Below are 13,180 nucleotides of genomic sequence, written 5' to 3' on the forward strand. Positions count from 1 at the left end.
CAAGGCAGCCGAATGAGCGATCGAGGACCGGGCGACCCACCACGTCGTGCCGCGCCCCGCCGCATTCCGCCGAACCCTCCGAATCCGGCGCACCGACCGAACCCGGCGAACCCCGCGAGTCCGGCTTCCCGAAACAGGAACGCCCAGAACCACAACGCGAACCCGAATACCCAGCCCGGGCGGCCGGCTGCGCCGAACCCGCAGCGCGGGCCCCGCCCCGGCCCGGCCCCACTTGCCGGTCCACTTGGCGAGGCACCGCCCCTCGCGGGTGCGCCGCGCAGCGCCGGTGCCCGTCCCCGACCCCGGCCGCAGACGCCCGGCCCCGCTGCCGGCGGTCCGCGGCCGCAACCGCCGCGCCCGGAACCACGAGGCGCCCACGAGCGCGTCGCCGCGGATACGAGGCTGCCCGGAACCTCGACCATGGATCGGAACGCCGAAGAGTTCGGCGACGCCGACACGGCCGCCGACGGACTCGCGCGCGACTCCGACTCGAGCATCATGCGCACCAGCGGGTCCATCGCGCTGGCGACCCTGATCAGCCGCATCACCGGCTTCGTCCGTACGGTGCTGATCCTCGCGCTGCTCGGCGCGTCGGTAGCATCTGCGTTCCAGGCCGCCGACGTGCTGCCCAACATGATCGCCGAGATCCTTCTGGGTGCGGTGTTGACCGCCATCGTCATCCCGCTGCTCGCACGCGCCGAAGCGGAGGATCCCGACGGCGGCACGTCGTTCATCAACAAGATCTTCACGCTGACCGTGGTGGTCCTGGGTATCGGCACGATAGCCGCGATCGCGGCGGCGCCGCTTCTGACGCAGCTCAACATCGACAACGCGTCGCTGCGGCCGGTGGCGACCGGACTCGCCTACTTCCTGCTCATCGAGATCCTCTTCTACGGTCTGACGGCTCTGTTCACCGCGATCCTGAATCTGCGCGGCTATTTCAAACCCGGGGCCTGGGCCCCGGTGCTCAACAACGTCGTCCAGATCGGCGCCCTGCTCGCCTACTGGGCGATGCCGGGGCAGCTCACGCTCAACCCGTTCTCGATGAGCGATCCGCAACTGCTGGTCCTGGGCATCGGGTGTGCGCTCGGGGTGGTCCTGCAGGCGGCCATCCTGCTGCCCTACCTGCGGCGCGCCGGAATCCGGCTGCGCCTCGAGTGGGGTCTGGATGCCCGGCTGCGCAGGTTCGGCAACATGGCGCTGGCGATCGTGTCCTACGTCGCGATCCTGCAGGTCGGCCTCGTCATCACCTATCGGATCGCCTCGGCCGCGTCCGACGCGGGAATCAGCGTCTACGTCACCCATTGGCAGCTGCTGCAGCTGCCGTACGGCGTTCTCGGCGTCACCATCCTCACCGCGATCATGCCCCGGCTGTCGCGCAACGCGGCCGCCGGCGACACCAAGGCCGTCGTCGACGACCTGTCGCTGGCCACCCGTCTGTCCATGGTGGCGCTCGTCCCGGTGGTCGCCTACATGACCTTCTTCGGCACCGCGATCGGGGTGGCGGTGTTCAACTTCGGGCGATTCGACGCCCACGTCGCCTCCCAGCTGGGATCGACGCTCGCGTGGGGTGCGTTCACGCTCATCCCCTACGCGATGACACTCGTGCAGCTGCGCGTCTTCTACGCCCGAGAGGACGCGTGGACCCCGACCCTGATGGTCCTCGGCATCACCGCGGTCAAGATCGTGACGTCTTACCTGGGTCCGGTGCTCTTCTCCGACCCCGATCTCGTGGTGCGCTGGCTGGCGATGTCCAATGGCTTCGGCTATCTCGTCGGTGCGATCGTCGGCCACTACCTGCTGCGCAGCAGACTGCGCGCAGACACCCCCGGTCATCAGGCTCCGCGGTTGACCAACGTGACGTTCACGACGGTGGTGACGCTCGCGGTCTCGATCGCCGTCACCTTCGCGGTGTGGTTGGTCGCGGAGGTCTCCGGACTGCACCTGGCCACCCAGCACGGCAAGTTCGGCTCGATCGCCTACCTGGTGCTCACCGCGGTCGTGGTACTCGGCGTGACCTATGCGGGTCTCGCCGCTGCGGGCCTTCCCGACGTCGTGTCCCTCATGACGACACTGCGCCGCGTGGCGGGCCGGTTCGTCCCGGCGCTGGCACCGCGCGGCGAACCGGACAAACAACCGTCGCCGACGATCACGGTTCAGTTTCCGCGGGTCATCAGCGACGAATCCCTGCCGTATTCTGGTCAGGTACAGGTCGTCCGGCGCTTCGACCGCGGATCCGCGACGTGGCAGTCCTATGCGGTACACACCGGTGGGGCCGCGGGCGGCACCGGCGTCGCACCCTGGTCGCCGCCCAGCCGGCCACCTGACATCCGTTATCGGAGGAGAGGAGTTCGCCGCGTGAACGAGACCGGAGTCGACGCCAGCCCGGAGCCGACGACCACGCCCGCGACGTCCACACCCCACTCCGCCGACGGCGGACGTCCCGGAGCCGCCGACGCCCCGACGCAGGCGGTCGACATGACCGAATCCTCAGCGCCGCAACCTGATCCGACGAACTCGCCGTCCACCGAAGCGGCGGCGGACACCCACGCCGATCCCAACCTCCCAGACTCGGAACGCCCAGACCCCGATCGCCCAGACCCCGAACGCCCAGACCCCGAACGCCCAGACCCCGATCGCCCAGACCCGGATCGCGCAGACCCGATCCGCCCGCCGCGACGTCGCGGACCGCGGCTGGTGCCCGGTGCCGCCGTCGCCGGCGGCCGGTACCGTCTCCTCGAACACCACGGCGGCACCCGCGGACTGCAGTTCTGGAAGGCGCAGGACGTCAATCTCGACCGCGAGGTCGGCTTGACCTTCGTCGACTCCGAGCAACTCGCACCACTGCCCGACAAGGACGTGCCGACCAAGGCCGGCGATTCGGGTCCGCAAGCCGTACTCACCCGCACCTTGCGCCTGGGCCAGATCAGTTCTTCCGGCGTGGCCCGCGTCCTCGACGTCGTACGCGGTTCGTCGGGCGGCATCGTGGTCGCCGAATGGGTGCAGGGCTCCTCGCTGGCCGACGTCGCCGCCACCCATCCGTCGCCGATCGGGGCGGCCCGGGCCGTCCGGGCACTGGCCGCGGCCGCCGAGGCCGCGCACCGGTCCGGCGGGGCGTTGTCGATCGACCACCCCGACCGGATTCGCATCAGTTCCGAGGGCAACGCGGTACTCGCCTTCCCCGGCACCCTCGCGGGCGACGACGCCGCGTCCGACGTTCGCGGGCTCGGCGCGGTGCTCTACGCGCTGCTGTTGCAGCGTTGGCCCCTCGACGGCGCGAACGGTTCGGCACTGGTCACCACCGCGACCACCCGCACCCCGGTCGGTGGATTGGCCATCGCCGCGCCGGCCGCCGACGGGGACGGCCCCATCGAACCACGCGAGGTCGACCCGGAAATTCCCTTCGAGATCTCTGCCGTTGCCGCCCGCGCATTGTCGGGAACCCGCGGAATCCGCACTGCGGCAACGGTTCAGCACGTTCTCGACCAGGCCACGGTCGTCGACCTCAAGACCGACATGATCCCCGCCCTCGGCGATTCGGACGAACCGCCGGTCTCCATCACCGCACCATCGGGCCGGATCGGCTCGGACGAACCGGACCGCAGCAACCGCACCATCGCGCTCCTCGTCGGCGCCGCATTGCTCGTGCTGCTCGTGGTGGTGGCGCTCGTCGTATGGCTGACCGGCATCTTCGGCGGCGGAGACGAGAACACCGACATCAACCAATTCCTGTCCACCAGCACCTCGGCTCCCGCTCGGCCGGCACCCGCATCGGCGCCCGCGCCGGCACCCGCCGCCGGCGGACCCATCGCGCTGCAGTCGGCGGCCCTCGTCGACTACTCGGGGCAATCCGGGGACAGCCCCGATCAGGCCCGCAGCGTGATCAACGGCGCCGGGCCCGGGTGGCGTAGCGACAATTACCGCACCGCTGCCTTCGGCAATCTCAAACAGGGACTGGGGCTCATGGTCGACCTCGGCTCGGCGCAGGCGGCCAAAACGGTCACGATCACCACCACCACACCGGGATTCGGGGTCTCCTTGCGTTCGGCATCGAGTCCGGACGCCACCCTGGCCCAGACCACCGAACTGACCAGCGGCACCGTGAATCAACCCACCACGACACTAACCATCCCGAACCCGCAGCCGTCCCGGTATCTTCTCGTGTGGATCACCTCCCTGCCCGGTAGTGCAGGCAACTATCAGGTACAGGTCTCCAAGATCGCCATGACCCGCTGAGCATTTTTCGCCCGGACCCGACGAGGAACTCGAACCCCACCATGCCGCTATCGAGTTCCCGACCGGTGCAACACGTTTCGGGCCGCCTCGCCCGTAGCACGGTTGTGCGTTATGGCGTCGGCTCCCTGGGCACCGGCGGATTCGCCACCTTGCCCGGACTGGTCCTCGTCTACTACCTCACCGACACGCTCGGCGTCGCCGCTGCCGCCGCCGGCGCCATCGTGGCCATCGCCAAGATCTGGGATGTACTGATCGACCCGGGCATCGGCGCGCTCTCCGATCATCTCGCCCTCCGCCACGGCAATCGTCGCCGCTTCATGACGCTGGGCGCGCTGACTCTGCCGATCTTCTTCGTACTCACCTTCGCCGTCCCGACCGCTGCCTCGACCCCGGTGGCCGCAGTCTGGGTCACCATCGCATTCCTGTTGTCGGCCACCGCATTCAGCCTGTTCCAGGTCCCCTACATCGCCTTGCCGGCCGAACTCACCGACAGCTACGACGAACGCACCCGCCTCCTCACCGTGCGCGTCGTGGTACTCGCCGTGGCCATCCTCGCATTCGGGGCCGGCGGCCCCGCATTACGCGAGCTCGGCGGACCGCCGGCGCTCGGATATCTGCTCATGGCCCTCGTCTCCGCCATCGTCATCGGCGCCGCCATGCTCATCTCCGCCCGCGCCGCAACCGCCGCCCGGCCACCGAAACCCCCTGCGGCTCTGGGGCCAGAACGGCCCGCTCGCTTCGCTCCCGGCGCCGGCTATGTACTGGGTGCCGCCGTCCTCCGCCGCAGCCTGCCCCTGCGCACCCTGCTCGGCGCCTTCCTGCTCCAGGGACTGGCAACCGGGCTGATGCTCGCCGGTGCCCAATACATCGCCACCTGGGTTCTCGATTCGGAGGCCGCCATCTCCGGGCTCTTCGCCGCGCTGATCGCGCCCGCACTCATCTGCGCACCTCTCTGGGGCATCCTCGCCCGTCGGATCGGCAAGGAGATCGGATTCGCCGCCGCCACAGTTCTTTTCACGGCCGCGGCGCTCTCGCTGATCGGCCTCGCCTGGGCGCCCGGCTGGTGGGTGTACCCGGTGATCGGTGTGGCCGGCGCCGCGTACGCCGGTATGCAGTCACTGCCCATGGCGATGCTTCCCGACGTCATCACCCACGACGAGACATCACACCGGCAGGGGACCGCCGGGATCATCGGCGGCGTCTGGACCGCGGGGGAGACCACCGGCATGGCACTCGGCGCCGTCGTCTTCACCGCCGTCCTCGCCCTCGGCGGCTACCTCTCCTCCGACACCACCGACCACGTCACCCAGCCGGCGTCGGCCATCACCGCGATGGTCATCGGATTCAGCATCATTCCCGCCGCCCTCGCGCTGCTCAGCCTACTGTTCATCATGCGATACCCCCTGCGGCGCAACGATATCGAGCGCGACGGGAGTGACATACCGTGACCGACTCGGTTGACCGGCACCTCGAGGCGATTCTCGACGATCTGACCGCCCTGCGGGAACACGATGCCCCGACCCACGGCGGGCGAGTCCTGTCCTACGTCTACGATTCCGGGCTGGCCGAACTCGACGATCTCGCCCGGCGCGCCGCCGCATCGGTTGCGAGTATCAACGGCCTCGACCCCACCACCTTCCCGTCGGTCGCCGCGATGGAACGAGACGTCATCGCCTTCGCCGCCGGCCTCGCCCACGGGACCGGGCGAGAGGCTACGGCCGACGTCGTCGGTCTGGTGACCAGCGGTGGCACCGAAAGTTGTCTGCTGGCAGTCAAATCGGCGCGCGACCGCTGGCGCGACCGGAATCCCGCAAGCACCGAGGTGCCCGTCGTGCTGGCGCCGATCACCGCGCATGCGGCCTTCCACAAGGCTGCACACTATTTCGATCTCGAGCTCGATCTCGTGCCCGTCGGAGCCGACCTCACGGTGTCGGCCGCCGACCTCGTCGACCGGATGACCGGCCGAACCGCGCTCGTCGTCGTGTCGGCACCGAATTATCCCTACGGCCTGCTGGATCCGGTCGCCGAGGTCGCGCCCGCCGCCGCCGCGCGCGGCATCGCCTGCCATGTGGATGCGTGCATCGGCGGCTGGGTGTTGCCGTTCTGGGCCTCCGACGAGCCGCACCGCGCCAAGCCACTGCCGGACTGGGATTTTCGCGTCGCCGGTGTGACCAGTCTGTCGATGGACGCGCACAAATACGGTTACGCACCGAAAGGTGCCTCGGTACTGCTCTTCGCCGATCGCGACGCCAAACGCGCCGCCGGCTTCGTCACGACCCGCTGGCCCGGCTACCCAGTGGTGAACCCGACGATGCTCGGCAGCCGCTCGGCAACCTCGCTGGCGGCCGCCTGGGCCGTGATCCGCTATCTGGGCGACAATGGTTTTCGCGCACTGTCGGCCCGCACCCGCCACGCGACGCGCTCGTTGATCGAGTGCGTCGACGGCATCACCGGCCTGCGCGTGGTCGGCGAGCCGGCGGCCTCACTGTTCGCCGTGTGCGCCGACACCACCGTCGCCGCCGACCGCCGGGTCGATCCGCATCTGTGGTCCGATCAGGTCCGCACCCTCGGCTGGGTGTTACAGCCGCAGCCGGGTCTCGGGCCGGCCATGCCGCACACCACACACCTCACGGTCACGCCGGTGACGGCCGACGTGGTCGGGCCACTGTGCGAGGCCCTGGTCCGGGCGGCCGACGCGGTGCGGGGCACGCCACCGATCGATCTGTCGGACGTGGGTGATGCGATGCCGGAGCTGCTCGTGGATCAACCACTGGATTCAGCGGCCGCCCACCAGATCTTGGAATCACTCGGGCTCGGCGGTGGGGGAGAGGGCGGGACGGCTCTCCCGGATCAGCTGGCCCCGGTGATGGCGTTACTGGGCATCATTCCGCCCGCCCGCGCCGAGTCGTTGCTGGCCGAGCTGCTCGCGCGTCTCAACGAGAGTTGACAGCCGCCGCAGATTCGCTGACCTCTCGTGGCGGATCCATTCGGCCCGCTCGCTTCGCGCTCGGCGCTGGCGAAGGAGCCCAGCCGGGCGGCCCGACGATGTAGCCGATTCGGGCGCGCAACCCCTTGGCAGAGCGGACGTCTCGTGCGATCGCCACATACTCGCGGGTCTGCAGCTTCCAGATGTTGTACGTGTCGACCGGCGACGTCAGTCCGTAGCGAGGCCGATGCGTCTCGGCCCGGAACGAGCCGAACAGCCGGTCCCACAGGATGAACACGCCCGCGTAATTGCGGTCGAGATACTCGGGATCACTGCCGTGGTGGACCCGATGGTGCGACGGGGTGTTCAGGACGAATTCGATCGGGGCCCACAGCCGGTCGATGCGTTCGGTGTGAATCCAGAACTGGTACACCAGATTGACCCCATAAGCGGCGAAGACCACCGCCGGCGGCACACCCAGGAAGGGGAGTGGCAGCCACATCACCAGTGCCGCACTGATATTCCACTTCTGCCGCAGCGCGGTCGCGAAGTTGAAGTACTCGCTGGAATGATGTGCCTGATGCGTCGCCCAGACGAGTCGGACGCGATGGGAGATGCGGTGATTCCAGTAGTAGAGAACGTCGACGGCCACGAAGCCGATCACCCACGTGTACCACGCCGTAATCGGCAACTGCCACGGAGCGAGATAGACGAAGATGGCCGTGTAGACCAGCAGACCCAGCACCTTCCAGGCTGTGCTGGTCGCGATCGACACCAATCCCATCGTGATGCTGGCACGGGCGTCCCGCTTCTCGTAGGCACCACGCGGCGGCCGGGACCGGCCGGAGTCCGGCCCGTCCTCGTCGTGGTCCTCGAGTTTCCACGCGGCCAGCCACTCGGCGACCAGCAACGCGAGAAAGAACGGGATCGCGATCAGGGTCGGCTCATGCATCGGGTCGGGTAGCAGGTCCAGCATGATGTCTTCTCCCGATTCGGCGCTCACGCCATCTGACATGGCTTCGTGTCAGATGTTCTTTGTGACACGATAGCGTGTCAGATGGCGGTATGTCCATCGTTTCCGATCAGAGGAGTGAGGTGTCCGACCAGGACCACGCGACACCGGCCTCGGGCCGCCGGTACGGCGGTGCCGATGCCGGACAGCGCCGGGCACGTCGCCGCGACGAGTTCATCCGCGCGGGTCTGGAGCTGTTCGGTGAACTCGGCTATCCGGCGGTCACGGTCAAGCGCTTGTGCGAGCAGGCCGGACTCACCCAGCGCTACTTCTATGAGTCCTTCGCCGATCGTTCGGCGTTGCTCGTCGCAGTGTACGAACGTTGCGTCGACGTCACCCGACAGGCCACCGTGGACGCGGCCACGCCATATCCGCAGAGCCCGTCGGGCGTGGCACCCGATGCGGTCCCGGCAGCCGCCCGTGCCACTCTCGGGGCCTTTCTGCACACCTTGACCGGCGATCCTCGTCGGGCCCGCGTAATGCTCGTCGAGGTCGTCGGGGTCGACCCGGTCGTGGAGTCCACCCGGCTGCGCGCAATCCACGGCTGGGCTGGTCTCATCCTCGCGCTGGCCATGGGGGAGCGGCCCGTCTCGCCCGCGCAGCACGTCGCGGCCGTGGGCCTGGTCGGAGCGGTCACACAATTACTCGTCGACTGGTACTTCACGAATGTCTCGCCCGAGCCGGTTGATATCGGGACAAGCGCACCGACCGATCTCGACACCGTGCTCGACGTCTGTGTCGAGATGTTCGGCGCCACCTACGATCGGCTGATGCGCTGACACTTTCTCGGGTCGGGATGCTCGGTCTCCGGCATCATGGGGTGATGACTCACGACACACTCGACGACCGCGTCATCGCATTCCTGTCCGCAGGCACCCGCACCGGCAAAGTGGGTTATGTCTCGGCATCAGGTAGAGCACTCGTGGCGCCGATCTGGTTCATCGTCGACGACGGAAAGCTCGTCTTCAACACCGGTGCCGACACCGCAAAGGGACGTGCCCTTACCCGCGATCCCCGCATCACGTTGCTCGTCGACGACGAGAATCCGCCATTCTCGTTTGTGCAGGTCCAGGGCAACGCGCAGGTCAGCGAGGATCCCGACGATCTGCTGGACGCCGCGACCCGGATCGCCGCCCGATATATGGGTCGAGATCACGCCGATGAATACGGCCGGCGCAACGCCGTGCCCGGCGAATTGCTGGTGCGGGTGACTCCCACCAAAGTCAATGCCGTATTCGACATCGCTGACTGAGCCTGCGGCCACCTGAACTCACGTCGATCGAGCCCGGGCGACGGGTCTGTTCCGTGCGACACGCGCAGAGCCCAGAGTTTCTCGATATCGGCCGACCGCGACGCCCGGGCCCGGTCCATTTCGGCCACACCAGCGCCTCGCATTGGCGGTGAACTTCCGATGATGTTTTCTACTCGTTTGCGGTGCAATGTCTTTCGTACATCCCTTCGGTGTTCACTATGTGCGGTACGGCCGTTCGGCGACCTTCGATGCCGCTTCGGCAGGTGAGCTACCCCGCACTGTGCCGGGCGAGTTCTGGCGACAGATCACGGGTGGTAAGCCATGTATTCGACACACGCGCCCGTCCGTGCGTTACTCTCGTGCCGTGGCAAAAAGACAAGTTGTGTCGTTCATCGACGACCTAGACGGCCGTGAACTCGATATCGACGACGCCCATACCATTTCCTGGTCATGGTCCGGCGTGGATTATCAGCTCGACGTCTCCGCGGCAAATCTCGACAAGATCGAGAACGGTCGGGTTCCCGTCGCGAAACTCCTCGAGGTTTCGGCTCGCGTCGGCGGACGCCGGCAGTCGACCGCCCCCAAGGTGTCTGCGACCAGTTCCTCTTCTGACTCCTCCACCAACTCCGCGCGGCCATCCACCAAGGTGATTCGCGAGTGGGCACAGGAAGCCGGGTATGAGGTACCGCAGCGTGGTCGGCTTCCCAAGGAAATTCTCGAGGCATACGACGACGCCAACTGACTCGGCGTCGTAAGACGGAACCCGGCGATCACGTGAAATTCGCGCGCCGGGTTTCGTTGCTCTCTTCGGCCCGGCCCTTCACTGTAAGAGCTGCCCTTTGAGTTTCTCGATCTCGCGCTGCAAGTCACCGATCTGATCGATATAGGGCTGGACACGTTCGCAAACCTGCTCAGCGGTGTATTGCGGCACCAGGCTGCGCGAACAATTCCAATCGAAGGCTTCCACCTCGATGACGACGGCGCGCTCACTCGGTGAGGCGATCTCACCGTCGGCGACCCACCGCAGCCGTGACATCAACGCCTCGTCATCATGCGCCTCGATCACGCTCGCGCGGCCGAACAGCTTCAGCCGCTGCTTGCGCGGATAGTCAGCCAGGAACAGCGACACTCTCGCGTCGTCATCGATATTTCCCGCCGAGACGAACTGCCGATTGCCCCGGAAGTCCGGAAAGCCGATCCGACTGCCGCCCAGGTGATGCAGAAACCCGGGCGGCCCACTGCGATATTGCACATAGGGCCAACCCGACGGGGTCACCGTCGCCAGATGACATTGGAAAGACCTGGTGATCATCCCGATCTCGCGGCCGGTCAGTTCTTGTGGGCCTTCGTCGGGCGACTCCAACCCGCCACCGTAGGCGGGGAAGCTGCCCACCGACATCTGACGGTCCACTGCCGATGGACCAAATGCTATGTGTTGGTAGCGATGTCCCACACTTCCCACCCTACTCGGGCGCGCGCGCAGTCAGCCCGAGACGCTCGAGCTCGAACTCGATGTCCGCACCTTCGTCCGTGGCGAGCAGCTCGACGAGGGTGGCGGGCATGCGTTTGAGCGCCTTGTCCATGGCGATCTTTTCCTCTTTCTTGTCGTTCTGGCCGTAGGCGTCGGATCAGGTAATACTGCGACGACCGAGATCAGTTGCCCGAGGAGTTCCCCGATGTCTTCTGCGGGCGCAGGACAAGAACCGATCCCGCGGCGACGAGCACGAGCATGAGCACCGCGGTGGCGACGTTGTTGGGCATACCGAGCGTCTGTGGTTTGTGCAGCGGATGACTGAAGACGGGGTCATCGACGAAGTAGTACGAGGTGCCGGGCCAGCATCCGGCGGCGAGGACCGAGATCCAGAAGGCACCGGCGAGGTATGCGCCGACCAGCATGGTGAACCGGTCGGTCACCGGACGCACGAGCAGGCAGATCAATGCGCCGATGCCCAACGCCATTCCGGCGAAGAACCCGATGGCCAGATGCAATTTGGCGTGCGGGAGCCAGGCGGGGTTGTCCATGTGGGCCCCTCGCATGATCACCCCGTCGAGCAGGACGGGAATGACGATCGTGGCCACGCCAACGATCACGAGGAGTGCCCGTCCGGCCTGGGCACGGCCGTTGACAGGTGTGGTTTTCGAAGGCGTCGGTGTGAGATGAGTGGTGTCGGACATTGGTTCCTCCAGGGCAGGTAGGCGACAGCCGATAGATCGTCTCATTCGAGACTATCTCATTTGCTGCCTATCCGGGTGCCGAAGGTAATCTCCCACCATGACCACCTCGGATGGCCTGCCGGACTATGCGATCGGCCCACTGCTCCTACGAGCCCATCGGCGCGCCGCGGAAGCGTTCAACTCTGCCCTCACCACACTGGATATCCAGGGCCGGCATTTCGGAGTGTTGTTCGCGCTCAGCCGATTCGGCCCCATGAGTCAAGTACGGCTCGCAGCGCATACCGGGGCCGACAAGTCTGCGGTGGTCCGCATGGTCGACGATCTACAGTCCCGTGGTTACGTGGAACGAGCCGCCTCTCCCGATGATCGTCGCGCAGCCGTCATCACACTGACCGCGGCGGGCAAAGATGCGTTCCACCGGGCCGAAACGATCGCCGGAGCCGTCGCCGACGACCTACTCGTGGGTTTCGACAGCGAGGACCGCGCCCACCTGAAACGCCTGCTGGTCCGGTTTGTGACCGACCCGCCGGAGTAGCGCGCCGTCGCGCAGACGGTCCGCTACCATCAGAACTCCTTCTCATCGTCTCGCCGTGTCCTATTCGCCCGAAATATGTCGCCCGTTCGGGTGAATTCGCTGGTCAGGGTATTGAATCGCGGATAGCGTTCAAATGCGAGCCTCTCGCCGAGGCACCTGAACTCACACCCATGGAGCGCTTCGATGTCCGAGCCGACTTTTGCTCCATTGCCCGGCGAACGTGTCATCTACCAGACGAAGTTCTCACCAAGATTGATCCTCAAACATCTCAAGGTGACCGTCACACTCACCGACGAGCGAGTACACATTTCCGAGCCACACACACTGTTCGCGATCTTCCCCCATGGGGGTTATTGCAATTCCGTTCCTCTCCACGCAATTTCGGACGTGGCAGCCGGAAATACCGCGTCATCGCGAGCGATCATGTGGGGCACACTGTCCATCATTTTGGGTTTCGTGACCCTGGTCCTTCCCGTTCTCTTCGGAAGCGGAGGCGGATTCAATGCCATCAGTGTGCCGTTCTTTCTCTTCTTCGTGGTACTCGGAGCAGTGATGCTGCTGGCGGCACACACCGTGGCTCTCCGGGTACGAAGTGGCTCCCAATCACGGCGACCTCGAGGGCATTGCCGTCTTCGGTGATGACCTCACCGAGATCAACGACACCCTCATCCTCGAATTCGAGCTTCTCGCCGCGCTGGTCTGGGCCCCAGACGACTTGACTCGCGACGTCATCACCGGACTCGTTGGCGACGCCGCCACCCGCAGCGAGGCCAATGGTCAGCCCGACACGGCGATCCCTCTGTCCCACACTCTGTTCCTGTCCACCGGACACGCATCCTGTTCCACACGCTCGTTGCCATGGTCGACGAAGGCATGCCATCACCCCCACGCTGCTGCTAGCCCGCCTACGCGACACCGGACACCAACGCGAAGTCGCCGCAATCCTGCCGGAACTCGCCGCCCCTCGCGGCGTCAAACCCATCCCCGGCGGCTCCGACACCCCCCACCTCGCAGCTGCCGTCGCAGATGCTTGGTACCGCCGTG

At 66.6% G+C, this 13,180-nt stretch carries 11 protein-coding genes; 8 read left to right on the forward strand and 3 right to left on the reverse strand.

Annotated elements, in window-relative coordinates; all coding sequences use genetic code 11:
* Nucleotides 1–420: 420 nt before the first annotated feature.
* From ACPXB3_RS05095 to ACPXB3_RS05105, 3 genes are all read left to right on the forward strand, one after another.
* On the forward strand, nucleotides 421–4,236 hold the full coding sequence (locus ACPXB3_RS05095) for a murein biosynthesis integral membrane protein MurJ (protein ID WP_425726772.1): 3,816 nt from the start codon (nucleotides 421–423) through the stop codon (nucleotides 4,234–4,236).
* Nucleotides 4,237–4,301: 65 nt separating this feature from the next.
* Nucleotides 4,302–5,684, forward strand: coding sequence for an MFS transporter (locus ACPXB3_RS05100; RefSeq protein ID WP_425705342.1), 1,383 nt, complete (start codon nucleotides 4,302–4,304; stop codon nucleotides 5,682–5,684).
* Nucleotides 5,681–7,183, forward strand: coding sequence for a pyridoxal phosphate-dependent decarboxylase family protein (locus tag ACPXB3_RS05105; RefSeq protein ID WP_425726773.1), 1,503 nt, complete (start codon nucleotides 5,681–5,683; stop codon nucleotides 7,181–7,183). The genes ACPXB3_RS05100 and ACPXB3_RS05105 overlap by 4 nt, the downstream gene beginning before the upstream one ends.
* On the opposite strand, the gene ACPXB3_RS05110 is transcribed toward ACPXB3_RS05105, so the two are convergent.
* Complete coding sequence (locus ACPXB3_RS05110) at nucleotides 7,170–8,138, reverse strand: sterol desaturase family protein (RefSeq protein WP_425726912.1); 969 nt, start codon at nucleotides 8,136–8,138, stop codon at nucleotides 7,170–7,172. The genes ACPXB3_RS05105 and ACPXB3_RS05110 overlap by 14 nt on opposite strands.
* A 224-nt stretch (nucleotides 8,139–8,362) precedes the next feature.
* Between ACPXB3_RS05110 and ACPXB3_RS05115 the strand changes: the two genes are divergently transcribed.
* From ACPXB3_RS05115 to ACPXB3_RS05125, 3 genes are all read left to right on the forward strand, one after another.
* Entirely contained in the window at nucleotides 8,363–8,953 is a 591-nt protein-coding gene (locus tag ACPXB3_RS05115) for a TetR/AcrR family transcriptional regulator (protein ID WP_425726914.1), read from the forward strand.
* 44 nt (nucleotides 8,954–8,997) lie between these two features.
* Nucleotides 8,998–9,426: a PPOX class F420-dependent oxidoreductase gene (locus ACPXB3_RS05120; RefSeq protein ID WP_425705344.1), complete on the forward strand. Its 429-nt coding sequence runs from the start codon at nucleotides 8,998–9,000 to the stop codon at nucleotides 9,424–9,426.
* A gap of 364 nt (nucleotides 9,427–9,790) precedes the next feature.
* Nucleotides 9,791–10,168 (forward strand): histone-like nucleoid-structuring protein Lsr2, encoded by a 378-nt coding sequence (locus tag ACPXB3_RS05125; protein WP_425705345.1) that lies wholly within the window; start codon nucleotides 9,791–9,793, stop codon nucleotides 10,166–10,168.
* A 78-nt stretch (nucleotides 10,169–10,246) separates the two neighbouring features.
* On the opposite strand, the gene ACPXB3_RS05130 is transcribed toward ACPXB3_RS05125, so the two are convergent.
* Together ACPXB3_RS05130 and ACPXB3_RS05135 are read right to left on the reverse strand one after the other, a co-directional pair.
* A complete protein-coding gene (locus tag ACPXB3_RS05130; RefSeq protein WP_425726774.1) occupies nucleotides 10,247–10,825 on the reverse strand; it encodes a pyridoxamine 5'-phosphate oxidase family protein in 579 nt (192 codons plus the stop codon).
* Nucleotides 10,826–11,079: 254 nt separating this feature from the next.
* On the reverse strand, nucleotides 11,080–11,601 hold the full coding sequence (locus tag ACPXB3_RS05135) for a hypothetical protein (protein WP_425705347.1): 522 nt from the start codon (nucleotides 11,599–11,601) through the stop codon (nucleotides 11,080–11,082).
* A 97-nt stretch (nucleotides 11,602–11,698) separates the two neighbouring features.
* Between ACPXB3_RS05135 and ACPXB3_RS05140 the strand changes: the two genes are divergently transcribed.
* Both ACPXB3_RS05140 and ACPXB3_RS05145 read left to right on the forward strand, forming a co-directional pair.
* Nucleotides 11,699–12,136 (forward strand): MarR family winged helix-turn-helix transcriptional regulator, encoded by a 438-nt coding sequence (locus ACPXB3_RS05140; RefSeq protein ID WP_425726775.1) that lies wholly within the window; start codon nucleotides 11,699–11,701, stop codon nucleotides 12,134–12,136.
* A gap of 183 nt (nucleotides 12,137–12,319) precedes the next feature.
* On the forward strand, nucleotides 12,320–12,775 hold the full coding sequence (locus tag ACPXB3_RS05145; protein WP_425705349.1) for a hypothetical protein: 456 nt from the start codon (nucleotides 12,320–12,322) through the stop codon (nucleotides 12,773–12,775).
* Nucleotides 12,776–13,180: the final 405 nt, after the last annotated feature.

Source organism: Gordonia sp. DT219, from assembly GCF_049847065.1.
Taxonomy (GTDB): Bacteria; Actinomycetota; Actinomycetes; order Mycobacteriales; family Mycobacteriaceae; genus Gordonia.